This is a genomic window from Klebsiella sp. GG_Kp175 (genome assembly GCF_040062325.1).
Classification (GTDB): Bacteria; Pseudomonadota; Gammaproteobacteria; order Enterobacterales; family Enterobacteriaceae; genus Klebsiella; species Klebsiella quasipneumoniae.
The window spans coordinates 17,419-42,855 of sequence record NZ_JBEAFX010000013.1 but is presented as its reverse complement, the minus strand read 5'-3'; the positions used below and the strand labels follow the sequence as shown (position 1 = coordinate 42,855).

Sequence of the window (25,437 nt, the reverse complement as noted above, 5' to 3'; positions counted from 1 at the left end):
CATCCTCGCGCTTGATTTCAGCAGATAAATCCAGCGCGTAACTTTTATTTAACGAAAAACTGGTTTTATTCTCTATCCTTTTAATTGTGTGAAGCATTTCATAGAACTATTTTTTCTGGCGTAAAAATTATCCGCTTTTTGCCGCTTTTTTGCGCATTCCCCTCGTTTGTTACAGATTGAAATGTCCCTGTGGCTGTGGCTATATGGCTTTTCGTTCGCGCAAAAATAAGAAAGATCTATGCAAGCCACAGCCACCACACTCGAAAACACGCAGGAAACCGCCCCGGTCAACTCACGCAATAAAGTCGTTGTCGCCTCGCTCATTGGCACCGCCATTGAGTTTTTCGACTTCTACATTTATGCCACTGCCGCGGTCATCGTCTTCCCGCATATCTTCTTCCCGCAGGGCGATGCCGCCGCGGCCACCCTGCAATCGCTGGCCACCTTCGCCATCGCCTTCGTCGCCCGGCCAATCGGCTCCGCGCTGTTTGGCCACTTCGGCGATCGCGTCGGCCGCAAGGTTACCCTGGTGGCTTCGCTGTTAACCATGGGGATCTCCACCGTGGTGATCGGCCTGCTGCCCGGCTATGAAAGCATTGGCATTGTCGCGCCGATGCTGCTGGCGCTGGCGCGCTTCGGTCAGGGACTTGGCCTCGGAGGGGAATGGGGCGGCGCGGCGCTGCTGGCTACGGAAAACGCCCCGGCGCGCAAGCGCGCCCTGTACGGCTCCTTCCCGCAGCTGGGCGCGCCGATCGGCTTCTTCTTCGCCAACGGCACCTTCCTGCTGCTCTCCTGGCTGTTAACCGATCAGCAGTTTATGGAGTGGGGCTGGCGTGTGCCGTTTATCTTCTCCGCGGTTCTGGTGATCATCGGTCTTTATGTTCGCGTTTCGCTGCATGAGACCCCGGTCTTCGCCAAAGTGGCGGCGGCGAAAAAACAGGTCAAAATCCCGCTGGGTACCCTGTTGACCAAACACGTTCGCGTGACGGTGCTGGGCACCTTCATCATGCTGGCAACCTATACCCTGTTCTACATCATGACCGTCTACTCGATGACCTTCAGCACCGGCGCGGCGCCGAATGGCCTGGGCCTGCCGCGTAACGAAGTGCTGTGGATGCTGATGATGGCAGTGATTGGCTTTGGCGTGATGGTGCCGATCGCCGGCCTGCTGGCGGATGCCTTTGGTCGTCGTAAGAGCATGATTATCATCACCACGATGATTATTTTGTTCGCCCTGTTCGCCTTTAAACCGCTGCTGGGCTCCGGCAATCCGCTGCTGGTCTTCGCCTTCCTGCTGCTGGGCTTAAGCCTGATGGGACTGACCTTTGGCCCGATGGGCGCGCTGCTGCCGGAGCTGTTCCCGACGGAAGTGCGTTACACCGGGGCATCGTTCTCCTATAACGTGTCGTCGATCCTCGGCGCCTCGGTGGCGCCGTACATTGCCGCCTGGCTGCAGGGCAACTATGGCCTCGCGGCGGTCGGCACCTATCTGGCGGCGATGGCGGCGCTGACGCTGATCGCCCTGCTGCTGACCCACGAGACCCGCCACCAGTCGTTATGATCCTTCGCCCTGACGCCGCTGGCGTCAGGGCGCTCTCCTACTTTTTCATCTGCGACAAAATGGTCCGGCACTGGTTGCTATCGCCCTCCGCCGGAGAAACCAGCGCCAGCAGCGCGGCAGCCGGGGTCACCAGGGTGGCCAGCGCCGCCGCTACCGCGCCGCGGACAATCAGCGGCCCGGCCTTCACCCCCGCCTGCGGCGATTTAAAGGTGCCGCGAACATACAGCGGGGAACGCAGGGTGATCACCCGGAAGCCTTTGCTTTCCGGATCGATGGTCAGGTCCAGCTGCTCGGAGGCGAAGCTGGCGGTCCCGGTTACATTGATCAGCGCGTTTTCCGTATCGAAGGCAAAAATCTGCGGCCGGGCGACGCCGTTGGTCACGTCGATATTGGCCGCCGCGCAGTTCACCCGAACCTCCTCATCGCCAAAAATCTGGCCGATCAGGTAGTTGCCAACGTTAAGGCCGAGAATTTCCATCAGGTTGCGACTGATCAGGCCGTCGTTCATCAGCAGCTTCAGGTTGCCGTTGCTGTTGCCGAGCAGGGCCGCCACCGAGTTGCCGCTGCCGCGCAGCTGAACGTCGCCATTCATCTCGCCGAGGGTTTTCTGCATCATCTCGACGTTCGGCATCAGCGCCTTCAGCTTCAGGCGCCGCGCCTGCAGATTGGCCTCACCCTGCAGCGGCTTTTTATCGCCCTGCAGGTGCACGCTGCCGGCAATCGACCCGTTGGCCAGGCCAAAACGCACCGGCTGCAGGCGGAGGTCGCCATCCTCCAGGATCACGTGGGTCGCCAGATCGCTGATCGGCAGCGTGCCGCCGTGCTCGATTCTCCGGCCCTTAAAGCGCACATCGGCATCCATCACCTGCCATTTATCGGTTTCAAAGCGGTCCGCCGGCAACACTTTACCCGCCGGCTGCGGTCGGTCGCCCGCCTGGCGCGCAGCGCCTTTCTTCGTCCCTTTGCCGGAGTCGACGCCGATTAACGGCCCGAGATCCGCCAGCCGCAGCTGCTTCGACTCCATGTCGCCGCTGAGCTTCGGTCGCGGTTTGCCAGTGGTATAGGTCAGGGAGCCATGAATGTCGCTATCGCCGATCCGGCCGTTAAAATCCTGATAGTCAAAGCGCATGCGGTTTTTCTGCTTAAAGTCGGCGCGCAGGTGGCCGTCGGTGGAGAACGACGGCGTCTCCGGCAGCAGCACGCCGGTCAGGTCGTAGAGGTCGCGCAGCGAATCGCCGGCGAATTTCAGCCGCAGGTCAATGCCACCGACGTTGAGCGGGTCGCTGACCGTGCCGCTAAACGCCACCCGCGTATTGCCGGAGCGGAAGTCGCCCTGCAGCGGGAAAGGCGTGCTTGCGCTGCGCAGGGCCAGCATGCCGCCGATTTTACCGTTGCCGGTGACCGGCTGGCCCTTGTAGCGGCCCTTCAGCGAAAGACCAAAGACATAGTCGCCTGGTTTCGCCGCGCTCTGCCGATCCTGCGTGCCGGTGACTTCGCTGAACGGCAGCGGTTTGCCGAGAGGATCGACGAGGATGGTGATATCGCTGCGGGTAACCTTGTCATCGATGGCGATAGTCCCGCGGTCGAAAAGAATATTATCAAGGCGGAAAGACCAGCTGGCGGGGGCGCTGTCCCCCGCGGCACGCCGATCGCCAGCCAGCTGAAAGGTCCAGTTATTGTTGTCTTCCGCCAGGCGGATCAGCCGCACGTCGGGCCGTTCCAGCTTGATCCACGGCAGATACACCGTTTTGCTCAGCAGCGCCAGCGGGGCGAGGGTCGCCTCCACCCGCGGCAGGTGGATCATGGTCACCTGGGGAATGGCCGGCGGATTGCCCAGCACGATATCCTCCGCGTGCACATGGGGCCACGGGATCCAGCTGCGCCAGCCGCGCTCCTCCGGCTGACGCTCCCAGACCACGCCGAGATCGCCGCGGATGGCGAACGGGCGGTTCAGCTCGGCAGACACTTTCTGATTGATCGTCGGCTTCAGCCGGTTCCAGTCAAAGGTGGCCAGCACGATAAAGAAGAGAACGATCAGCAACAGTATCGTTCCTGTGATGATTACCAACGTTTTACGGGTTCTGCTCATCCCTACTCCGCTCCTTTTGCATCACGTCAGTCCTGAATATAGTCAAAAAGCGGCGTTTCTCCTGGAAATGCGCTTTTCGTCACATTACGCGCGTCAGGTCAAAAAAATAATGGAACGATGTTTTAATATGATTGACCAGCAAAACAGCGCAGCGCACACTAGCGCTTATATCGATTCCATTGCAGGTTCTGGCTATGTCTAAAAAAATTGCCGTCATTGGCGAATGCATGATTGAGCTGTCAGAGAAGAACGGGGCCGTTAACCGCGGCTTTGGCGGCGATACCTTAAACACTTCGGTCTATATCGCTCGGCAGACAGATGCCAGCGCGCTGAGCGTCCACTACGTCACCGCACTGGGAACCGATGCGTTCAGCCAGCAGATGCTCGACAGCTGGCAGCAGGAAAACGTCAACATCAATCTTATCCAGCGGATGGCCGACCGCCTGCCGGGGCTGTATTACATTGAAACCGATGACGCCGGCGAGCGCACCTTCTACTACTGGCGCAACGAGGCGGCGGCAAAATTCTGGCTGGAGAGCGATCGCGCAGCGGCGATTTGCGAAGAGCTGGCCACTTTCGACTATCTCTATCTGAGCGGTATCAGCCTCGCCATTCTCAGCCCGGTCAGTCGTGCAACGTTGTTCACGCTGCTGCGTGAGTGCCGCGCCAACGGCGGCAAGGTGATCTTCGACAACAACTATCGCCCGCGCCTGTGGGCCAGCCAGGCGGAGACGCAGCAGGTTTATCAGGAGATGCTCGCCTGCACCGATATCGCGTTTCTGACCCTCGACGATGAAGACGCGCTGTGGGGGGAAAAACCGGTCGCCGAGGTGATCGCCCGCACCCACGCCGCCGGCGTGGAAGAGGTGGTGGTGAAGCGCGGAGCGGATGCCTGCCTGGCCTCGGTTAGCGGGCAACCGCTGCGGGAAGTGCCGGCCGTCAAACTGGCCAAAGAGAAGGTGGTGGATACCACCGCCGCCGGCGACTCCTTCAGCGCCGGCTATCTGGCCGTTCGCCTGACCGGCGGCGATGCTGAATCCGCCGCCAGACGCGGACATCTGACCGCCAGCACGGTGATCCAGTATCGCGGGGCGATCATCCCGCGGGAAGCGATGCCGCAATAATCCTCACCTGTAAGCGCTCTCCGGCCGCCGCTGGCGCGCCGGAGAGGCGTCAGGTTACTGCCCCGACGGGATGTCGCTGGCCTCGCTGTGGGCGTCAACCGTATCGGCGCTGCCGCTGGTCGCTGCGGCCGCCGGACTCGCCGGACTCGGCGCCATCAGTTTTTCCCACGTGGCCTGCAGCTCCTTCATGTTGTATTCCGGTTCGCCTTTCGGCTGCTGTAACACCAGCGCCATATCCTGAGAGAGTTGCTGACGCAGGTACTGGTTCAGCATGTCCACCGTCAGGGAGTTGAGGAACTCCTGACGCAGCTTCTGGTACTGCTCCGGCGCGATATCCACCACCTGATTTTGCAGGGAGCGCATGCGCTGGCTCATCAGAATGTCGGTATCGGTGCGCGCATAGGTGGCAAACAGCTTCTGCAGCTCGAGGCTTTTCTGGGCGATAAGCGCGTCAAACTCCTCCTGCGGCAGGCCGTTGTCGCGCACTTTCGCCAATTCGCGCGAAACCACGCTCAGGTTGTTATTCAGGCGCTCGCCCGGCGATTCGATGTTGATGGCGCACTGCGCGCGCTGATAGAGCACCCGGCAGTCGAAACCAAGCCCAATATCCTTGACGTTATTTTTGCTCAGGCTCTGCTGCACGTGCCAGAACAGCGCTTCGCGGGCGAGGTCGTCGCGCCAGTAGCGCTGCAGCGCTGCGGAGTCGCGGATCGGCTGCCAGGGGGCGTCCCACATGATGGACAGTTTGTCCTGGCGCACGGCGCTGGTCATGATGCTGACCGGCACGGTGGGCAGCGGCGATAAGGTCGGCACCGCCGCCGGCGTTTCCCGCTTACCCTTCAGATCGCCAAAGGTCTTGCTGATTTGCTCAGCGACGCTGCGGCTGTCGACGTTACCCACCACGATCAGCGTCATGGCGTCGGGGGTGTACCATTTTTGATAAAAGTCTTTCAGCTGCGCCACGTCGATCGGCTGCTTCAGCGGCGCGGCGGGATCGTGGCCCAGCATGGTGGAGCCCTTCAGGCGATAGCGCCACCAGCCCTCTTTGGTATCCAGCGGCCAGGTCGCCACCATGTCGCTGCCCTGCAGCGCGTGATTGATCGATTCAGGCGTAATGGTCAGTTTACCGCTGGCGTCCGCCAGCCAGCTCAGCGCCTCTTTCAGCAGATCGTTGCGGTTATTCGGCAGGCTGAGATTAAACATCGTGTAATCGTAGGAGACGATGGCCGGCGGCAGAGGACGCTTCGGGTCAATACTCTGCTGCCACAGCGAGCGCGCCTGCATCGTCGGCAGGCTGCCGCTTTGCGTCAACGCCAGACGGGGAATAAAACGGCTGAAACCGCTCTGCTGAGTGCTTTCGCTCAGCGAGCCAATATTCACGGACAGACGGACTTCGATACGGTCGCTGGGACGCTGCGGCGTGGCCAGCACCTGCCACGACAACCCATTCGCTAAGGTCCCTTGTTGCCAGGCCGGATCAGGCTGGAGCGCTTCTGCCTGCACATAACCGGCCGCCGCTACCATCAGCAAACCGCCCGTTAAGAGTTTAATTGTTGTGCCCTGCATGTGAACCCCTGATGAACATTCCTGGTTACAACAGCATCCCACTGACGGGCTGCCGAAAAAAGTGAGAGTGAAATACGTCGGTTAGACCACACGGAGACGAAAATGTCGCATGACAACGTAAAATAATCATTTCGTGTCATTCCCGCAGGGCGGAAATGACCTCTAATTATGCGCAGGAGCCCGTACTCCAGCAAGGGAGTACGGGCCTAAGAGGAGGATTTAAGAGGATAATTCGTGCGTTTTGTTCGCGGGAACACGGTTATTCAGCACATCATCCATCTGTTTGGCATCGAGTTCTTTCACCCATTTTGCCACCACCACCGTGGCGACGCCGTTACCGACCAGGTTAGTCAAAGCGCGGGCTTCGGACATAAAGCGGTCGATACCGAGGATCAGCGCCAGGCCAGCGACCGGTAAATGCCCAACCGCCGAGATGGTCGCCGCCAGCACGATGAAGCCGCTGCCGGTCACTCCCGCCGCCCCTTTCGAGGAGAGCAGCAGCACCACCAGCAGGGTGATTTGATGGAAAATATCCATATGGCTGTTGGTCGCCTGGGCGATAAACACCGCCGCCATCGTCAGATAGATAGAGGTGCCGTCGAGGTTAAACGAATAGCCGGTCGGGATCACCAGGCCCACCACCGACTTACGACAGCCGAGCTTCTCCATCTTGTCGAGCATGCGCGGCAGCGCCGATTCGGATGAGGAGGTCCCCAGCACGATCAGCAGCTCTTCACGGATATAGCGGATAAACTTAAAGATGCTGAAGCCGGTGGCCCGGGCGATGCTCCCCAGCACCAGCACCACGAACAGGATACAGGTGATATAGAAGCAGATGATCAGCTGCCCCAGCTGCACCAGGGTGCCGACGCCATATTTACCGATGGTGAAGGCCATGGCCCCGAAGGCGCCGATCGGCGCCAGGCGCATGATCATATTGATGATGCCGAAGATGACCTGCGAGAAACTTTCAATGACGTTGAAAATCAGCTGGCCCTTGCTGCCCAGACGATGCAGGGCAAAGCCAAACAGAACGGCGAACAGCAGAACCTGCAGGATGTTGCCGCTGGCGAAGGCGCCAATGACGCTGCCCGGGATCACATCCAGTAAAAAGGCCACCACCCCCTGGTCTTTCGCCTGCTCAGCGTACACCGCCACCGCTTTCGCATCGAGCGTCGACGGGTCGACGTTCATCCCGGCCCCCGGCTGCACCACGTTGACGATAATCAGACCGATAATCAGCGCGATGGTGCTGACCACTTCGAAATAGAGTAGCGCTACCGCCCCGGTACGGCCAACGGCTTTCATGCTCTCCATCCCGGCGATCCCCGTCACGACGGTACAGAAGATAACCGGAGCAATCACCATTTTAATCAGCTTAACGAAGGCGTCGCCGAAGGGTTTCATTTGCGCGCCCAGTTCCGGGTAAAAATGGCCCAGCAGAATACCGATCGCTATGGCCGTCAGAACCTGGACATAGAGGCTTTTAAAGATAGAGGTTTTCATAGGGTGTCCTTTGGGAATAACCACAGAGCAAGAAGGGATATTTGACGTCTGTGGCTTAAAAATAACACCCTGGAAACATTTCAGAAATAACTAACGCCGAAAGTGCAAAGCAATTGTTAAAATCTTTGAGCTGACTCGCACAAGTCAACAAAACATTTACAAATTTGCATCCTCCCGGACCGGGGAGAGATAGCGCGCGCTGAACGCCTCCTGCGGTAAAGCGCAACCGAACAGATGGCCCTGGAGCACCTCGACGCCGGCGGCTTGCAACCAGCGGAACTGGGCCTCGTTCTCCACCCCTTCCGCCACGATACGTAGCGACAGGCCGCGCGCGAGCTGGATCATCGCCGGCACCATGCTGACATCCTCCGGCAGCATATCGATGAATACCTTATCGATTTTCAGGATATCCACCGGCAGGGCCTTCATCTGCTGCAGCTGGTGCAACCCGGCGTAACCCATGCCAAAATCATCCAGCGCAATACGTACCCCGGCCTCGCGCAGAGGCCGCAACCGCGCCATCACGTCCTGCGGATCGTCCATCCGGCAGCTCTCCGTCACCTCGAGGATTAAGGTACCCGGCGCGATGCGGTAGCGGGCGATCAGCTTCAGCATCTCCTCGCCGCGATCGTGCTCCAGCAGCTGAAGCAGCGAAACATTGACCGACAGCGGCAGCATAATCCCCTGGCTTTGCCAGGCCGCCAGCTGGCGGCAGGCCTCTTCCATCACCCAGTAGCCGACCGGGATAATCAGCCCGCAGGACTCAATGCGTTCAATCAGCGCCGGCGGTAGCGACCAGCTGCCATCCGCCTGCCGCTGACGCAGCAGCACCTCGGCGCCGCAGATCTCGCCGCTGGCGCAGGCCACCTGCGGCTGCAGCCAGATAGCGAACTGCTGGTTGTCGAGGGCGGTCATTATATCGTGCTCTTCCATCAAGCGACGCTGAGCCTTTTCCATCTGCTCGGGATCGAAGAACTCAATCTGGTTTTTACCTTTGCGTCTTGCGGTGACGGCGGCTGACACCGCGCGCCGGTAAAACTGTTCGGCGCTGAGGCCGGGGTGGAACATAGCGATCCCGACGCTGGCGTAGGGTCGCAGCTGCAGACCATGCAGCGGCAAACGTTCATTAATAATAGTGAGCACTTGCTTACTTAACGTCACCGCCTGCCAGGATTCGGCGAGGCCATCGGCGAGAATGGCGAAGTCATAGCCGCTCACCTGAGCCAGCACCATCTGCGGCGGGATCGCGGCGCGCAGCTTCTCCACCAGCGTCAGGAGCAGCATTTCGCGCTGGCTCTCCTTGAGCACGCCGGCGGCGTCCTGCAGGGTTTCACAGGCGACGACGATCAGCGCGGCGCTCTGCGGGCGGGCCACCGTCTGCTCCAGCATCGCCAGCAAAAAGGCTTTATTCGGCAGCTCGGAGACCGGGAAGCGGGTCGACTGGATGGACAGCTCATCATGCTGGCGCACCAGGCTCTGCTGGTTGCGGTTATAGCTACGCACCAGCATGCCGATCTCGTCGTCATGGTGCAGGCGCGGGAGGGTCAGCTGATGCCCAAGACGCTCCTGCTGGGAGAGATCGTTCAGCTCGCGGGCGATACGCCGCAGAGGGCGAACCATCAGCCGGTTGATGCACCAGGTGAGCGCCACCGTCAACATCAGCACCAGAAGTAAGTAAGCAGTCACTAACGTGGCAAGGGCGCTCATGACGAATTTATACATGCGATAGGAATCGGCCTGCAGCACCAGATAGGCCAGCGGCTGCGGGTTGGCCGGCCGCTCCAGCGAATAAATGGGCAGCGAAATCTGCACCGGCAGCTCAAATAGCCGGGTGATGGTCACCGGCACCGACCGCTCGGGGATAAACCGCATCCGTAACGCCTGGAACTGGTTGGGCAAGACCACATCCGCCCGGCTGACGATGCCAGCAGGCTGGATACGGCTTAAAATAGCTTCCGCTTCCGGAATATCGGCTTTCAGAATAGCCGCCGACAGCGGTTCGCGAACGGATCGCGCGATACTTTCTAACTGCGTGGCCGTGGTAAAGCGACTCTGTTGCACAAAGTGAAACAGCAAAATAGTGCAAAAAACCAATACAAAGGCCATGGACACGCTCGCGACCATCGCCATCTGTTTGATTGTAAGTGAACGGCTGACGCGCAACGGTGTTCTCCACTGATACTGAATGCATACCCGGTATCAATCCTTCAATCCCGGTCGTTTCAGGCTGATTATATACTCAAATCCTTCGCCCACGCCCGCGAGGGATGAAGTGACGGGATATTTCCGCGCGGTGACGCAGACGCCGGAGAGACCTCCCCGGCGGCCGACGGTGGGCAACGCCTCACGAGTATACGCGAAGCGCGCCGTGGAGTGGCGCTCTGTGACGTAATTCAGCCTATTCTGCTACCAGTCGGCGTAAGGCACCAGCGGCTGGGGCGGCATATCCAGATCCCCCTGCCAGCCTGCCGCCGAGTAGCGGACGTAAAGCAGCGCATGGCTTGGGGTATAATCCTTCGCCTGCTGAATATCGACCGCGGCGCCAACGAACCAGTTGCTGGTCACCCGCCGCTCCACCAGCGCTCTGGCGGTGTAACCGAATCCCTGGCTGCTGCTGCCCTGCTCCGTCAGTTCGCTGGCGCGCTGCCGGTAGTCGGACGGGATCAGGTTCAGCAGCGGATAGCGGGCCTGCGTTTGGGTACGCGAATGGGACCATGACACCGACCCGCCGAGTTCCCAGGACCAGTTCTCCGTGCGCTGACGCCAGGTCACCGGCACGGCGAAAGAGAGGTACTCCTGCGGGCTGTAATAGCCGCCCTGGCCGAGGGTGTAGCCGCTGAGATCTTTGTCGTAGTGCCAGATCATATTGTTGAGGCCGACGGTGACGCGACGATTATTCTCGTTAATCACCTTGTAGTAGTAGCCGGTCATCCAGCGCACGCGCCAGTTATCCGCCACGTTTTTACCGGTCAACGAGTCGGCCCCCAGCGAGGACCAGATCCCGTGCGCTTCGCCCCGGTCATAGCTGAGGCTCACACCGCCGCCGTCGGCGCGAACACCGCCCCAGGTGGTGCCGGTATGGCTGTTGCTGTCTTTCTGCCCGCCGAAGGAGAGCAGCGAGCTGGAGATGGGCCGCCGGTGGACGTTGACCGTGTACCCCACTGGCCCGACGTCGCTGCTGTAGCTCAGGCCGCCGACCACATCGACGACATTGAAGCCCATCGGCGTGGTGCCGATATCCCCGCTCCAGGTGTCGTTCTGCCAGCCGACCGCCACGCTGGCCCCGCTGTCGGTCTGATTTTTACTACCGCTGGTGCAGGCGATCTCCCCGCAGGTGCCCCAGCTGGGCGAGTAGCTCCCGTCGCTGTGGGTGGAAAAGCTGCCGGCATCCATATTGACCAGGTCGGTGCGAAAGAACATCCGGCCATCCGCTAGCGGGGCATCCACCTGCAGCATGGTGGTATGCGCCTTCAGATCGGAATAGCCGCCGGTGCCGCTGGATCCCCAGAAGTCATGTTCCAGGATGACGTTCAGATCCTGCTGGCGATAAAGATCGGCGGCATCGCTGCGGATCCCGCGCTTCAGCCAGTCATCCCGGCTGTCGTTGCGCGTCAGCCGGGTAAAGGTATCGTTATCCTGCGGCTGCGCGGGGGTGATGCCGGAGGCCACCATCGCCTCCCGGTAGTGAGTCAGCGCCTGCTGCGGCTCCCCGTTCCGGGTGGCAAAGCGCGCGGCATCGCGCAGCACCAGCGCGCTCTCCATCGAGGGCGGCTGCGCCTTCGCCTGCGGCACAATCTGGTTAAAAATCCGTTGGGCGTCAGCGGTATCGCCAAGGCCAGCTCGCGCCAGGGCGACCCGCCGCTGCATATTCATGGATTCGGCCTCTGCGCCTTTCAGCTGCATGACCTGCGCCCGGGCGGCCGGTTTATCCCCCTCGGCCAGGTAGACTTCCGCAAGGCCGAGGCGCGCATCGCCGTTGTCGGCTTCCTGACGCAGCACCCGCTGATAGTCGGCAATCGCCGTCTGGTTGTCGCCGCGCTGCTGCGCCCAGTCGGCCAGCGTCAGGTCATAGCGTACCGAGGCCGGCTGCTGTTTGATGAGGGCGATCGCCTGCGCTTCCTCGCCGCTGTCGCGCAATTGGTTCGCCTGGCGCAGCACCCGGTCGCTTTGCAGACGCGCCTCCAGTTCACGGATGTTATCTGTCCACGCGTTGCGCGGCAGGGTGGCGATTTGCGCCAGCGCCAGATCGTCCTGGTCGTTCCCCGACAGGTACAGCCCCGAGGCGTATATCCGTTCAGCATCCTGCGGCTGGCGGTTGACCATCGCCCGCATCAGCGCATCGGCTTGCTGGCGTTCGCCGGCGCTGACCAGATCCCGCGCCAGACGATAGGTGATCCACACGCTGTCCGGATCGAGCGCCAGGCGCCGACGCTGGACTTCCGCCGCCTGCGCCCAGTTGCCCTGGCTCTCCAGGGCCTGCGCCTGTTTCTCCAGCCGGTCGTTGGTCAGGCTGCGCTCGATATCATCAATACTGCGCCGCTGGGCAGCAGGAAGGCCGGCGATCCAGGCGCTGGCTTTCTCGGGCGATTCGGCGCGATAGAGGTTGGCCAGGCCGCGCACCGCCAGGTTATTGCCGCGATCCAGGCGCAACGCCTGCTGATAATAGCGCTCCGCCGCCGCCGACTCTTTGCGCGCCGCCGCGACGTCGCCCAGCCCCAGCACGGCATAGCTGTCGGTCCGATCGACCCGCTGCGCCTGGGCATAATAATTCTGCGCCTGCGCAAGCTGACCGGCCTTCAGGGCGTTATCCCCCTGCTTGATCAGCAGCCAGTAGCGGTTGGTTTGCAGCAGGCTGTCCCATTTGCCGCGATTCGGGCTGTCGGGATCCATGGCAATCGCTTTATTGAGCTGGGCCACCGCCCGCGCGCGGTCGCCGCGCTGGGAATAGGCCTGGCCGAGGGCGCCCACCGCATCGCTGTCGCGGCTGTCGGCCTGAACGGCTTTCTGCAGATCCGCCACCGCCTGCGAGGTATTTCCGGATTTGACCGCCGCCAGCCCTTCCGAGCGGGCGCGGAACGTCGGATCCTGCAGCTGCGCCTGCTGCTGGTCGAGCAGGACGCGGGCGTTCGCCGCCACCGAGCCGGTAGGAAACTGCAGCAGGAATTGCTGCAACGCCTGCACGCTGGCCTTGCTCACCGGCATGCTTTTCACCTCGCTGTACCACATATCGGCGGCGATACCGCGTCCTGAGGCCGAGCGGGCCATTTCCGCCAGATAGGCGAACCCTTCCTGCGGTTTGTTATCGGCAAACATCTGCTTCGCCAGCGCCGTGAGCAGGCTGACGTTGCCCGGCGCGCTGGCGTTCAGTTTTTTCAGCTGGCTGACGCCTTCGCTATGACGGGCCGGCAGGCGCGCCACCAGCGTCCAGTATTCAATCGCGGCATCAACATCATCCGGCACGCCGCCGAACAGCTTTTCGTAGGCGGCGATGGCTTCATCGACCTTCCCGGCCACGCCCAGCAGTCGCGCCTGCTGCAGCGCCTGACGACCCTCGCCGGTGTTGCTTTTCATCTCATTGCGCGACGCCTTCAGCTCCGGGGAGTCCGGCGCCAGCTTCGTCAGTCGCTCCAGCTCTTTTTGCGCCCCGGCGGCATCCCCCTGGCGCAGCAGATAGCGCATCCGCGCGGCAATCAGGTCCGGGTTGTTGGGGTCAATCAGCTCCAGACGGTACAGCGACTGGCGCACCAGGTCTTCACGATTGCTGGCCTCGCCGAGGCGCACCTGCTCCAGCAGATGTTCCTGGGCGGGCGTCGTCGCCGCCTGCGCTAACGGCAGCAGCGCAACGCCGAGGGACAGCGTGAGTAAACTTAGTGAGAGCTTGCGCATTCCTGGTTCCAGTCAGGTTGTAATTCGCCACCCGCAGTGAAACGAAAACGGTGTTGATCCCAACCCTGGCCAAACAGCGTCAGGACCGCGCTGTAGTAGGCATCCGCGCCGGGATAGTTATCGGCGACGCGCTGCCGTTGCACCGACCGGGCCTCGTCGTTCTGTAAAAACGGCAGCATCACCGCGGAAAAGCCCACCGGCCCCTGGCCGCTGGTTTTGCCGGTGGCGATATTCACTTTCTCCGGCGGTACCCCCTGCTCCGTGGTCTGCGCCGCCATCGGCGCAAAGCGGGCCAGCAGACGCGCTTTCTGCTTATCGCCGTCATGAAGCATACCCACCCACAGGTAGACGCGAATCGCGTCATAGCTGCCGATCGGCGGCTTCTCCGTTTTCAGCTGCCAGCCTTTCCCTTTCTCATAGCGCACCCAGTCCGGGGCAAAGCCTTTCGGTGCGGTCTCCAGCAGCAGACGCAGGTTAGTATCGCGCAGGGCAGGCCACGGCGCGCCAAAACGCACAAAATAGGTGGCCAGCTGCGGTGGAAGATAGCTGGGGTTAAACCGCCAGCCGCTGTCATCGGCAAAACCGACTTTTCCCGGCAGCAGCATCGTGCCAAGGCCCGGCACCGCCACCGTCTCTTCATCGACAATCCGCGCCAACAGCGCTTTCCCGGTCTCGGTGTACTGCGGCTGCTGCCACAGGCGCCCCGCCTCCAGCAGCGCCCAGGCTATCCACAGATCTGAGTCGGATGCCGAATTGCTGTCCAGCAGCGTCCACTGCTCGTCGTCCTTTTTCCCCCACAGCCAGCCCGGCAGATGCTGCCGCAGGTCGCCCTCCGCCAGGTTGTTCTGCGTCCAGGTCAGCAGCTTGTCGAACCCCGCGCGATCGTTGGCCGCCAGGGCAAAGAACAGGCCATAGCTCTGTCCTTCGGAAGTGGAAATTTTGCGCGCATCGCTGGGGTCGATCACCCGCCCCTCGGGGCTGACGTAGGCTTGCTTAAACTGCTCCCAGGCGGGCCACTGGCAGGCGGCGCTCGCCTGGCCCGCCGCCAGCACCAGCGCGGAGAGCACCGCGCCGCAAAGTACTTTCATCATCGTTTACTCATCATCCAGGCTAAGGCGGCGGCGGCTGATAATGCGCAGCATGCGCCACAGCACCCACGCCAGCAGCACGATACTGACCGCGGCGAAGATCGCCAGCAGTATCGGGTGGTTAGAGAGCGCGAACCAGATGCGCTCGAACCAGGGCAGATGGCCGACATAGTAAACATCGCCCACCCGCAGGCTGTTGACGCCGGATTCGCGGATCACCGCCACCGAGCCAAACATCGCCGCCCGCTTACCACTGTCGTTGAGGGCGTTGGTTAGCAGTTCATTACCGCGTGGGCTGTCGGCCAGCAGGGCCACCACGCTGCGTTGATCGTTGTAGGGCGACTGGAAGCCAATCACCGCCGCCATCGGTCCGGAAGAAGTGATGTCGGTGCGGGTGTTGGGCGTGCGGGCCTCATCATCGGGATAAATGCTCGCCAGGTCGTAATGACGCATCGGCATTTTCACCCAGCTTTTGGTCGCCTCGACCAGCAGGTTGATTTTGGTATCGTCCTTGAGGGAAGAGGGGATCGCGCCGATCAGCAGCAGATCCGCATCTTTATTCTTGATCTGGTTGCCATCGTCAGTCATTTGCAGATTAATCGCCGCCAGGCCGGTCTGCGAACCGATGCCGCCCAGCGCCTGCAGCAGCGTCGCCACCTGGCCCTGGGTCGGCGCCTTCGGCACCACCACCAGGGTGTCGGCGAGGTCCGCCATACGGCTGTAAGGGAAGCCAGCATTGGCGAAGACGCGCAGGTCCGGTAGAGCAATAAAGTGATAATACTTCGAGAAGTCGATGGTCGAATCGTCGCCGATCACCACATGGTTCTGCACCGGCTGGAAGGTAATACAGTTGTCGATAGAGCCGCCGGGCATCGGGTTCATGTACTGGAAGTCAAAGCGCAGCTGGTTCACCGCCCCAAGACGCAGCGCGGGTATGGTAACCTCCGATTTGCCGTCCAGCAGCCCCTGCAGCACCGGCAGGCGCAGGATCAGTTTGTTCACGTCCTGCGAGCTGTTAAGGCTGAACGACTGCAAGAACTGGTCGTTAAGGCTGATATCCATCCGCGAGCTATCCTTCACCGGCGGCATGGTATAGCGATATTTCAGATCCATATCGATGCCGTTGGCCCGCAGCAGATAGAGATCCGGCGGCAGGTTAAGCGCCACGGTGATGGCATCCGGCACCAGCCCGCTGGACTGCAGCTGTTGCTCATAGGTTTTCAGCTCAGCAAAGGTGACCGAGCGGTCGGTGCGCACCCAGTTTGGCGCATCGTATGGCTGCCGCGGCTGCAGGGTTTTGATGCCGTCCACGGTGACGCTGCTGCCGCGGAACAGAATATTGCCCTGGGCAATCCCCTTCGCCGCCAGCAGCAGGTCTTTATCATCGCGGCCGAAAATAACCAGCAGCTTGACGTAAGGATCGTTCGGGTTGTCGATCATTTCGATGGTCGGCGCGTTGACCGGCGGATGATCGCGCAGGAAATCCGGACGCTTGTCGTTGGTGGCGAAGACAATGGCGTTACGATCCGGCAGTTCGTTGAAATAGACCGGGAACTGCTGGCCGCGCCAGCCGGCCTTGCTGCCGAACCATGAAGCGATAATCGCCGCCGCCTGCTGCTGGGCCACCGCCGGCGAGCCCGGGAAAATCATCGGCAGCGTCAGCGGGCGGTTGTCGCGCGGATCGTAGAACGGTACCGGGAAGTGCGACAGATCGTTATGCACCTTCAGCGACTGGTAGGTGAGATCCAGATAGCTTTCGCGCCCGACGTCCAGCCACAGCGTGCTGCTGGCCGGGTTTTCGCAGACATCGCGGTAGTGGCCGACAAACTCCAGCCGTATACGGTTGAAGTCGGTGATATACAGCGGGTCAATCGGCAGCTGTGCGCGGATCTTTTTCCCCAGCTGCTCTTTGGTGACGGGCAGGACGCCCATCAGCTCATCGTTGAGATAGACTTTCAGCTGCGACTGCACGGGCAGCAGCGAGGGCGACGGGGTGTATTCCAGATTGAGCAGCGCGTTAGCGACCAGCTCATCGCTGCGCATGCCGAATTCAACCGAGGCGTCAGGCCGTGAGCCGCGCAGCACAATGCTGCCCGGAGGCGGCGCGATGGTGGCAAAGGTCAGCTTCACCTCCCGCTGCGGGACGTTCTCGGCGACCACCGCCGGAGCGGTCGGTTCGGCGAGGGTCGCCGTCGGCTCGCCTGTCGTCACCGGCGCGAGCGGGGAGGCCGCCTGCGGCTGAACGCCAGGGGCCGGATTCACCACGGTGGCCGGCGCCGCGTAAGAGGCCAGCGGATACCAGCTGCACATGCCCACCGCTACTGCACACATCCAGGAAAGTTTTCTTTTCATCGCATTATCATCATTGTTGAGCCATTGCCGGGTCTGCGGAGAGCGTCGGCGCGGCGCGTTCAGGGCGTCGGGGTACAAACGACACTATCCATGCCACCAGCGAGGTGAGCGCGCGGAAAACCACCTTCACCGACGGCGGCGAAAACTCCGCCAGGTGACGATAGCCACGGAACCCCAGCTTGAGGATATCCAGCAGGCTTTCCATCGGCTTGTCTTCCGGGAAGCTATCCTGCCAAAGCGCCCACGTATCGGCGCGGGCAAACGTACACTGCACAAAATCGATATGCTGCTGGTTGGTCAACGGCAGCAGCTGCAATCCCACTTCGCTGCCGTTGACCCGCGCGACCCGCACCGGGAAGGCATACTCCTGCTGTCCCCGTTTGAGCAGCAGCCTGGCGTTCTGCCCCTCCAACACCTGAGCGTCGCCGTGAATTTTGATCCCCAGCCCACCGTCGGAATAGTCGTGAACGGTGCAGGAGAACAGATGGCCATCTTCGCGGGCAATTGCCGCCGGCATGCTCATTTCGACACGATGCGACCGGCGGACCTGCTTGCTTTCGACCGAGACCGCCACCGCGCCGCCAAGAATAATCAGGTTGTAGAACACCCAGACAATACTCACCCAGACGGTGAGAATTTCGTTTTCCGGGCCGTACATAAAGCGCCAGATCCCCACCGCGACGCCGACCAGGTTGAGCAGCACAAGGTAGATATAGGGCCGGGAGATCACCCAGTCGACATACTCCTCTTCCACCAGTCCGCCCTTCGCGGTGACGTTGAATTTGCCTTTATGCGGATTAATCAGCGCCACAAAGGTGGGCGGCGCGATATACCAGGCGAGCACCGTCTCGTAGATTTCACTCCAGAACGAATGGCGATATTTGCCCTGAATCTTCGAGTTGGTCAGGCTGGCGTGGATCATATGCGGCAACACGAATAGCGCAATCATCAGCGCTGGCGCATAAATGATATAGGCATGGAGCAGCAAAAAGGCCAGCGGCGCCGTGAGGAAGATGAGGCGCGGAATACCGGAGAGAAAGTGAAGCATGGCGTTGGCGTAGCAGACGCGCTGTACCAGCTTCAGGCCTTTGCCAAACAGCGGATTATCGAGGCGGAATATCTGCACCATCCCGCGCGCCCAGCGGATGCGCTGGCCGATATGCGCGGATAAACTCTCCGTCGCCAGCCCCGCCGCCTGCGGAATACGCATATAGGCGGAGGTGTAACCCCGCCGGTGCAGGCGCAGCGAGGTGTGGGCATCTTCGGTCACCGTTTCGACGGCGATTCCGCCGATCTCATCCAGCGGGCCACGGCGAATCACGGCGCAGGAGCCGCAGAAGAAGGTGGCGTCCCACATATCGTTCCCGTCCTGCACCAGGCCGTAGAATAGCGTCCCTTCGTTCGGCGTTTTGCGAAAACGACCAAGGTTGCGCTCGAAGGGATCGGGCGAGAAGAAGTGGTGCGGGGTCTGCATCATCGCTAGCTCTTTCTCTTTCAGGAACCAGCCCATGGTCATCTGCAGAAACGAGCGCGTCGGCACATGGTCGCAGTCAAAGATCGAGACGAACTCCCCTTTGGCGTATTTCAGCGCATTGTTGATGTTGCCGGCTTTGGCGTGCTCATGGCTGGTACGGGCGATATAGTGCACCCCGACATCTTTGGCAAACTGGCGAAACGCTTCCCGTCCGCCGTCGTCGAGGATCCAGATGTTCAGCTTGTCCTTCGGCCAGTCGATGCCCTGCGAGGCGTAGATGGTGTTTTTCACCACGTTGAGATCTTCGTTGTAGGTGGGGACGAAGATGTCCACCGTCGGCCACAGATCCATATCCTCCGGCAGCGGCACCGGTTGGCGGTTCAACGGCCAGACCACCTGGAAGTAGCCCAGCACCAGCACCACCCAGGCGTAGGTCTCAGCGAACAGCAAAATAATCCCGCACACCAGGCTTACCGGGTCGTTCCAGTTCAGCGTCGAGGTATAGCGCCACCAGATATAGCGGCACGAGACCGTCAGCGACAGCACGATCAGCATCAGCGCCGAGAAGCGGCCGGGGATGCGCCGCACCAGCAGCGCCACGCCCCACAGCAGCATCAGGAAGATAAACTGCGACAGCGGGTTAAAAGGCTGCGTAATACACATCAGCGCCAGCACCAGCGAGCAGCAGGTCACCCCCCCAAGGATCGCCCGGCGCAGTTTGGGATTGAGGTGCGCCAGCTCTTTCTGTTTATCCAGATGACCGGTGCGGGCGTTGACCTGCTCAGGCAATTTTTCCAGCCACTGCGTATAGCGACCGTGCACCCCTTCCAGCGCCGCCAGCGAACGCCAGTTGACCTTTTTCTCCGGCTCCGGCACGCGCGTTGTCAGTAACCACAGGGATTGCAGCAGGTAGCGCAGCGGATCCAGCGGACGTGGCCGATGCGGATTAATATGGGGGAAATAGGTGTCATGGTGCGCCAGAATCGCCTGCCATCGCGGCGTCTCCAGCGGCATTAGCGCCCAGACCAGCGATGCCCACAGGCAGCCAAGCGACGCCGACAGCCATGAGGCGCCATGCTGCCGGTAGTCGTCATAGCGCGCGCGCAGCCGTTCCCCCACCGGCGGGGCCAGCAGCAGTGTGCTGAGGCGGATCATGCCGGCCTCCCGCCGGCATAGTGGATCAGACACCAGTTCGCCAGGGTCAGTACCTCTTCCGCCGCCAGAGAGTCCTGGCGATACTCCCCAAGGGGCTGCTTCGCCGCCAGGCACTCGGCCATCGCCTCGTCGCGATGAATGGTCACCGGCAGGATGCGCGGCTGGCTCTCGAGCCACAGCTGGTAGAGATCTTCCTGCAGCTGGCTGCCGACCCGCAGATCGTTAATCAGAATATCGCTGTTGGCCGGAAAGGGCTGCTGGTGCAAACGGATATGGCTGTTGGCGTCGGGATGGACCACCACCAGCGAGCGGTCGCAGAGCGTCAGCAGCTCGCGGGTCAACGGCGAATAGCCCGCCGGCAGATCCAGCAGTAGCCAGCGGTACTGCCCCTGCAGCTGCAGTACGGCCTCCGTCATCGCCCCCAGGGTGGACTGCAGCTGGTCGACGTTTTCTCTTTCGCCCGCGCTGAGCTGGCCAAACGGCAACAGATCGATATGCTGCGTATAGCGCAGACCCGCGTCGCGCCAGTCCCGGCCATCGAGCAGCGCCCGCGCCCAGCCGTCCTGATGATGGATGTCGGTATTGAAGAAAAAACGCAGCATATTATCCGGGCTGGCGTCGATCGCCAGCACCGTTTCACCGAGCAATTGCAGCGCCCAGGCGAGTGCAGCCGTAATGGACGTGACGCCAGTCCCCCCTCGCACGCCCTGTAATCCCAGAATAGCCATCTCCGGCTTCCTTATTTTTTCTCTGCAAACTCTGCCAGCAGCGGCCAGCGCTTCAGCGCCGCGTTCAGCTGTTCGCGCCTGGAAATATCATGATAATCAATATCCGGCAGGGAAAATGCCCGGCTAAGCGCCAGAAAATCATTTTGAAAGGTGTACCCCAGCGTGGCGTCCGTGGGTACCGCAGGATCTTTTGCTGGCATATCTCTGTCCGTTCGAAATTTATTATTAAACCAGAGGACGTATACAGCGCATCCTTAAAAAGCAGGTGTACATGCTAAAACTGATGACCTTTAATTTCAATGTTAGGTTTACTCTGTCAGTTTCGCTAGTAAACTTATCCAGTGTGAATCAGGGCGCACGAGGGATGCCGTGGATAGTGTATTTACTTTGGGTATTTCATCATTATGGGATGAAGTGTGCCATATGCCGGTCGGCGGGGTATGGTGGCTCAACGTTGACCGTTATGCCGATGCCGTCAGTCTATTTAATCAGACGCTGGCCACGCAGGCGAAAAACAGCAAGGTTGCCGCGCTGGTGATGGGGAATAAACCAAATGATATCATTTCATTAGAACACATTCACGGCCCGGATAATATTGCACTGTTTACCCTGCCGAATCGTCCGGAGGCGCTGGAAGAAATACATCGCGACTTGGTCTGCTCCCTCGAACCTGGCAATTATTTATTTATTCTGCTATGTGCTGAAAATGCCTGGCAAAATATAAATAACGAAAAGTTATGCGCCTGGGTGGAAAAGACCAGCCGCTGGGCGCAATATCATCGCTGCGCATTCTTAGCGATCAATTCCGCGCAGGATATTGATCGGCAGCTGACTCCCTTATTACGTGAGTACCGCTCCCTTTCCGGACTGGCAAGTATTCGTTACCAGGGCGACCGGCATATCTTTGATATTGCCTGGTGGGGAAGCGATAAGGGCATCAGCGCCCAGCAGCAGCTGATGGTGCAACATGATGACGCCGGCTGGCGATTAGCGCAGGACGCTGAAACCAGCGTGCAGCCGCGCAGCGATGAAAAAGCGATCCTCAGCAATGTGCGCGTGCTGGAAGGTGCCCCGCCGCTGTCGGAATACTGGACGCTGTTTGACACCAACGACGAGGTCTTCAACGCCGGGCGCACCGCGCAAGCGGCGACGATCCTCTTCTCCATTACCCAAAATACGCAAATTGAACAGCTGGGCCGCTATATTCATACCCTGCGCCGTCAGCGCGGCACGGCGCTGAAAATTATTGTCCGCGAACAAACCCCCAGCCTGCGCGCGACTGATGAGCGGCTGCTGCTGAGCAGCGGCGCCAGCCTGGTGATCCCTAACAGCGCGTCGCTTTCCCGCTGCCTGACGCTGATTGAAAGCGTTCAGAACCAAAAGTTCTCCCGCCATATCCCGGAAGATTTTGCCACCCTGCTCACCTGGAGCCAGCCGTTAAAACTGCGCGGCTATCAGAAATGGGACGCCTTTTGCGAAGCGGTGCACAACGTGATGACCAATACCCTGCTGCCGGCCGACAGCAAAGGCGTGATGGTGGCCCTGCGCCCGGCGCCGGGGCTGCGCGTTGAGCAGGCGCTGACGTTATGCAAACCCAACCGGATGGGCGACATCATGACCATCGGCAATAACCGGCTGGTGCTGTTCTTGTCGTTTTGCCGGATCAATGACCTCGATACCGCGCTAAACCACATTTTCCCGCTGCCGACCGGCGATATTTTTTCTAACCGCATGGTGTGGTTTGAAGACAAACAGATTCTCTCGGAAATTGTGATCATGCGCGGCATCGAGCCGGCGCGCTGGAATACGCCGCTGCCTCTCACGGTCGGTAAAAACGAGACCATCAACGCCACCCATGATGGACGCCACTGGCGACGCTACCCCGAACCACACCGGTTAACCACCCGTGAGGAGCAAGCCTGATGATGTCTATCGCCGATATTCTGCAACTGGTGGTGCTCTGCGCCCTGCTGTTTTTTCCGCTGGGCTACCTGACGCGCCACTATCAGCGCCGGATCCGCACGACGTTAAGACTGATGTTCTTTAAACCCCGTTACGTGAAACCGGCAGGGGTATTACGCCGGGGAACAACGGTTAAGCAAGGCAAAGCGAACAAATGACAAATAAAAAAACGACCGCGGCACCGCTTCCGCTCTGGCAGTACTGGCGCGGCCTTGGCGGCTGGAACTTCTACTTTCTGGTCAAGTTTGCCCTGCTGTGGGCCGGGTATCTCAATTTTCACCCGATGCTTAACCTGGTGTTTCTCGCCTTTCTGCTGGTGCCGATCCCGCGCGAAAAGCTGCACCGCATCCGCCACTGGATCGCCATTCCGCTGGGATTCGCGCTGTTCTGGCACGATACCTGGCTGCCCGGGCCAGAGTCGATTTTTAGCCAGGGATCGCAAATCGCCGGCTTCAGCGCCAGCTATATCTGGGATCTGATTGTCCGCTTTATCAACTGGAGCATGGTCGGCGCCTTCTTTGTTTTACTGGTGCTGTGGCTGTTTATCAGCCAGTGGCTGCGCGTTACCGTGTTTGTCTCCGCGATGGTCGTCTGGCAGGCGGTCAGTCCGCTGCTGCCGGCCTTTACCATTTGGCCTGCCGGTCAGCCCACCACTGCCGCCGCCACCGCGCCGGCCAACGTCGGGACCAACGCTGCCGCTGGCGCCGCGTCCAGCCCGGCCAGCAGCGATATTCCGCCGCAGACCGAACCGCCGACCTCGGCCAACCTCACCAACTGGCTGAACGGTTTCTATGCCGCCGAGCAGAAGCGCAAGACACCGTTCCCGGACCAGCTGCCGGCGGATGCGCAGCCGTTTGACCTGCTGGTGATCAATATCTGCTCGCTCTCCTGGTCGGATATTGAAGCCGCCGGGCTGATGGACCACCCGCTGTGGAAGCATTTCGATATCGTCTTCAAAAACTTTAACTCAGCGACCTCCTACAGCGGACCTGCGGCGGTGCGTCTGCTGCGCGCCAGCTGCGGCCAACTGTCGCATACCAACCTGTATCAGCCATCCGGCGCCGATTGCTACCTGTTTGAAAACCTGGCGAAACTCGGCTTCAACCAGCAGTTGATGCTCGGCCACAACGGCCTGTTCGGCGACTTCCTAAAAGAGCTGCGTTCGCTGGGCGGCATGCAGAGCCCGCTGATGGACCAGAGCGGTCTGCCGGTCAGCCTGCAGGCATTTGATGGTTCGCCAGTGTATGAGGATCTCGCGGTTCTCAACCGCTGGCTGAAGACCGAAGAGGCCAGCAGCAATCCGCGGAGCGCCACGTTCTATAACACCCTGCCGCTGCATGACGGCAATCACTTCCCGGGGCAAAGCAAAACCGCGGACTACAAAGTGCGGGCGCAGAAGCTGTTTGACGACCTGGATAACTTCTTCACCGAACTGGAAAAATCGGGGCGTAAGGTGATGGTGGTGGTGGTGCCGGAACACGGCGGCGCGCTGAAGGGCGATAAGATGCAGGTGTCTGGCCTGCGGGATATCCCGAGCCCGTCGATCACTAACGTCCCGACGGCGGTGAAATTCTTCGGCATGAAGGCGCCACATGAAGGCGCGCCAATTATCATCGATCAGCCCAGCAGCTACCTGGCGGTGTCGGAGCTGGTGGTGCGCGCCCTCGACGGCAAAATGTTCAGCGAAGACAGCGTCAACTGGCAGCAGTATGTCGCCAACCTGCCGCAGAGCGCGGCGGTGTCCGAAAACGCCAACGCCATCGTTATCCAGTATCAGGGCAAGCCTTATGTCCAGCTGAATGGCGGCAGTTGGGTGCCTTATCCGCAATAAGCGACAAGGCCGCCTATTCTGGCGGCCTTACATCGTGAGACGTTCCTGCTCTTTTCTCTCAGCCCGCAGGCATACGGGCTGAGAAACCTGCAAAGCCATCACAGCGCTAGCGCTGATCCTGTTTCGCCAGCCAGACCAGCAGCTTGAGGCTGGCGGAGTAATAATCATCCTTGTCGTCAATCTGCGGCGCTTCCAGCGGTTCGCCAAGCGTTAAATCACGCACCGCCAGCAGGCCGCCGGCCATATTCCACGGGGCGACCTCGTTGGTGCTAACGTTGATCCACGCCGGAGTTTGCAGGCGCGGGTAACTCTGCATCCAGGCTTTCCACGGTGCGAGCAAGGCGCTGTGCGGATCGACCCACGAGATATACAGCGGGATACGGATCGCATCGAAACTCATCCGCGGCGGCCACTCTTTGGCCGGCAGCATCTTGCCATCCGCCCGCAGCGCCACCCAGTCGCTGGGCAGATGCGATTTCCCCCAGCCCATCTGCCCCAGCAGCGCCTGCCCGTCACTCTGCAATGTCCGCCAGGCGGTCAGGTGCGTCCGCTCCGCAAAGGCGCGCCAGGCCGGGAAGATGAAATAGGAGGGGTTAAGGTTCAGGTGGTCGTTGCGGTTAAACCCCTTCACGCCCGGGAGCATCACCTGGCGACCGGCGAAAGTCACCACCGTATATTTCAGCAGGGAGGCGGTGATGGCATCGGAGGCCGTGGCGTAGCGCTTGTCCTGCCACTGCTTTTGCGCGCGCAGCAGCGCCCAGGCGATCAGGGTATCGCCATCGGTGGCGTTGTTTTTATCGGCGATCGGGTCCGGCGCCACCGGGTTATAGCGCCAGTAAAACAGCCCGTTAGACTTGTCGCGCAGGGTGCTGTCCGTCCACTGCCACAGCTTGTCGAACGCCGGGCGATCGTTATTCGCCACCGCCAGGAGCATGGCGAAGCCCTGGCCTTCCGTATGCGACACATTGCCATTGGCGGTATCAATGATACGGCCGTCCGGCATCATAAAACGGGCCTTATAACGCTCCCAGGCCGTATCCGCCCACGCCCGGGGCACCAGCATTACTGCCGTTGTCACTATCACCGCCACTAAAGCACGCAGGGGCATAAATTCA

The 25,437-nt window shown here is 60.6% G+C and carries 16 protein-coding genes; 5 read left to right on the top strand and 11 right to left on the bottom strand.

Translation table 11 applies throughout. From position 1 onward, the window contains the following. Nucleotides 1-238: 238 nt before the first annotated feature. Nucleotides 239-1,561, top strand: coding sequence for an MFS transporter (locus tag ABLU73_RS19065; RefSeq protein ID WP_017900001.1), 1,323 nt, complete (start codon nucleotides 239-241; stop codon nucleotides 1,559-1,561). Nucleotides 1,562-1,598: 37 nt separating this feature from the next. On the opposite strand, the gene ABLU73_RS19060 is transcribed toward ABLU73_RS19065, so the two are convergent. Then, nucleotides 1,599-3,650 carry an AsmA family protein gene (locus ABLU73_RS19060; RefSeq protein WP_062914622.1) on the bottom strand — a complete coding sequence of 684 codons (2,052 nt, stop codon included), beginning with the start codon at nucleotides 3,648-3,650 and terminating at the stop codon, nucleotides 1,599-1,601. 194 nt (nucleotides 3,651-3,844) lie between these two features. Here ABLU73_RS19060 and ABLU73_RS19055 point away from each other — a divergent pair, with 194 nt between their 5' ends. Continuing rightward, a complete protein-coding gene (locus tag ABLU73_RS19055) occupies nucleotides 3,845-4,774 on the top strand; it encodes a sugar kinase (RefSeq protein ID WP_264923668.1) in 930 nt (309 codons plus the stop codon). Nucleotides 4,775-4,828: 54 nt separating this feature from the next. Here ABLU73_RS19055 and ABLU73_RS19050 read toward each other — a convergent pair whose 3' ends face one another. The 9 genes from ABLU73_RS19050 to bcsR form a co-directional block, all read right to left on the bottom strand. Continuing rightward, the gene (locus ABLU73_RS19050) at nucleotides 4,829-6,340 is read right to left on the bottom strand and encodes a pitrilysin family protein (RefSeq protein WP_004204964.1); all 1,512 of its coding nucleotides are present in this window, start codon (nucleotides 6,338-6,340) and stop codon (nucleotides 4,829-4,831) included. 219 nt (nucleotides 6,341-6,559) lie between these two features. Then, nucleotides 6,560-7,846: a dicarboxylate/amino acid:cation symporter gene (locus ABLU73_RS19045; protein WP_004204966.1), complete on the bottom strand. Its 1,287-nt coding sequence runs from the start codon at nucleotides 7,844-7,846 to the stop codon at nucleotides 6,560-6,562. 156 nt (nucleotides 7,847-8,002) lie between these two features. Next, a complete protein-coding gene (hmsP, locus tag ABLU73_RS19040; protein ID WP_004204968.1) occupies nucleotides 8,003-10,009 on the bottom strand; it encodes a biofilm formation regulator HmsP in 2,007 nt (668 codons plus the stop codon). Nucleotides 10,010-10,252: 243 nt separating this feature from the next. Then, a complete protein-coding gene (gene bcsC, locus ABLU73_RS19035) occupies nucleotides 10,253-13,732 on the bottom strand; it encodes a cellulose synthase complex outer membrane protein BcsC (RefSeq protein ID WP_348850357.1) in 3,480 nt (1,159 codons plus the stop codon). Then, a complete protein-coding gene (gene bcsZ / locus ABLU73_RS19030) occupies nucleotides 13,714-14,823 on the bottom strand; it encodes a cellulose synthase complex periplasmic endoglucanase BcsZ (RefSeq protein WP_064178573.1) in 1,110 nt (369 codons plus the stop codon). The genes bcsC and bcsZ overlap by 19 nt, the downstream gene beginning before the upstream one ends. 3 nt (nucleotides 14,824-14,826) lie before the next feature. Then, nucleotides 14,827-17,172, bottom strand: coding sequence for a cellulose biosynthesis cyclic di-GMP-binding regulatory protein BcsB (gene bcsB, locus ABLU73_RS19025; protein ID WP_032426090.1), 2,346 nt, complete (start codon nucleotides 17,170-17,172; stop codon nucleotides 14,827-14,829). Nucleotides 17,173-17,182: 10 nt separating this feature from the next. Next, complete coding sequence (gene bcsA / locus ABLU73_RS19020) at nucleotides 17,183-19,801, bottom strand: UDP-forming cellulose synthase catalytic subunit (protein ID WP_004204973.1); 2,619 nt, start codon at nucleotides 19,799-19,801, stop codon at nucleotides 17,183-17,185. Next, nucleotides 19,798-20,529 (bottom strand): cellulose biosynthesis protein BcsQ, encoded by a 732-nt coding sequence (gene bcsQ, locus ABLU73_RS19015; RefSeq protein WP_069135579.1) that lies wholly within the window; start codon nucleotides 20,527-20,529, stop codon nucleotides 19,798-19,800. Before bcsQ ends, bcsA begins: the two co-directional genes overlap by 4 nt. A gap of 11 nt (nucleotides 20,530-20,540) precedes the next feature. Further along, a complete protein-coding gene (gene bcsR / locus ABLU73_RS19010; RefSeq protein WP_002921513.1) occupies nucleotides 20,541-20,729 on the bottom strand; it encodes a cellulose biosynthesis protein BcsR in 189 nt (62 codons plus the stop codon). Between the two features lie 169 nt (nucleotides 20,730-20,898). Between bcsR and bcsE the strand changes: the two genes are divergently transcribed. From bcsE to bcsG, 3 genes are read left to right on the top strand one after another with little or no spacing between them, the layout of a single operon-like run. Next, nucleotides 20,899-22,452 carry a cellulose biosynthesis protein BcsE gene (gene bcsE / locus ABLU73_RS19005; protein ID WP_017900009.1) on the top strand — a complete coding sequence of 518 codons (1,554 nt, stop codon included), beginning with the start codon at nucleotides 20,899-20,901 and terminating at the stop codon, nucleotides 22,450-22,452. After that, complete coding sequence (gene bcsF, locus ABLU73_RS19000) at nucleotides 22,452-22,649, top strand: cellulose biosynthesis protein BcsF (protein ID WP_004204976.1); 198 nt, start codon at nucleotides 22,452-22,454, stop codon at nucleotides 22,647-22,649. Before bcsE ends, bcsF begins: the two co-directional genes overlap by 1 nt. Then, on the top strand, nucleotides 22,646-24,322 hold the full coding sequence (bcsG, locus tag ABLU73_RS18995; RefSeq protein ID WP_004204977.1) for a cellulose biosynthesis protein BcsG: 1,677 nt from the start codon (nucleotides 22,646-22,648) through the stop codon (nucleotides 24,320-24,322). Before bcsF ends, bcsG begins: the two co-directional genes overlap by 4 nt. A gap of 106 nt (nucleotides 24,323-24,428) precedes the next feature. Here the strand turns inward: bcsG and ABLU73_RS18990 are convergent, their stop codons facing one another. Next, on the bottom strand, nucleotides 24,429-25,430 hold the full coding sequence (locus ABLU73_RS18990; RefSeq protein WP_004204978.1) for a glycosyl hydrolase family 8: 1,002 nt from the start codon (nucleotides 25,428-25,430) through the stop codon (nucleotides 24,429-24,431). Nucleotides 25,431-25,437: the final 7 nt, after the last annotated feature.

Bases quoted from the DNA above. Each gene is read 5' to 3' on its own strand.
- ABLU73_RS19065 (WP_017900001.1), top strand. From the start codon at position 239: ATGCAAGCCACAGCCACCACACTCGAAAACACGCAGGAAACCGCCCCG.
- ABLU73_RS19060 (WP_062914622.1), bottom strand. From the start codon at position 3,650: ATGAGCAGAACCCGTAAAACGTTGGTAATCATCACAGGAACGATACTG.
- ABLU73_RS19055 (WP_264923668.1), top strand. From the start codon at position 3,845: ATGTCTAAAAAAATTGCCGTCATTGGCGAATGCATGATTGAGCTGTCA.
- ABLU73_RS19050 (WP_004204964.1), bottom strand. From the start codon at position 6,340: ATGCAGGGCACAACAATTAAACTCTTAACGGGCGGTTTGCTGATGGTA.
- ABLU73_RS19045 (WP_004204966.1), bottom strand. From the start codon at position 7,846: ATGAAAACCTCTATCTTTAAAAGCCTCTATGTCCAGGTTCTGACGGCC.
- bcsC (WP_348850357.1), bottom strand. From the start codon at position 13,732: ATGCGCAAGCTCTCACTAAGTTTACTCACGCTGTCCCTCGGCGTTGCG.
- bcsZ (WP_064178573.1), bottom strand. From the start codon at position 14,823: ATGATGAAAGTACTTTGCGGCGCGGTGCTCTCCGCGCTGGTGCTGGCG.
- bcsB (WP_032426090.1), bottom strand. From the start codon at position 17,172: ATGAAAAGAAAACTTTCCTGGATGTGTGCAGTAGCGGTGGGCATGTGC.
- bcsA (WP_004204973.1), bottom strand. From the start codon at position 19,801: ATGATCCGCCTCAGCACACTGCTGCTGGCCCCGCCGGTGGGGGAACGG.
- bcsQ (WP_069135579.1), bottom strand. From the start codon at position 20,529: ATGGCTATTCTGGGATTACAGGGCGTGCGAGGGGGGACTGGCGTCACG.
- bcsR (WP_002921513.1), bottom strand. From the start codon at position 20,729: ATGCCAGCAAAAGATCCTGCGGTACCCACGGACGCCACGCTGGGGTAC.
- bcsF (WP_004204976.1), top strand. From the start codon at position 22,452: ATGATGTCTATCGCCGATATTCTGCAACTGGTGGTGCTCTGCGCCCTG.
- bcsG (WP_004204977.1), top strand. From the start codon at position 22,646: ATGACAAATAAAAAAACGACCGCGGCACCGCTTCCGCTCTGGCAGTAC.
- ABLU73_RS18990 (WP_004204978.1), bottom strand. From the start codon at position 25,430: ATGCCCCTGCGTGCTTTAGTGGCGGTGATAGTGACAACGGCAGTAATG.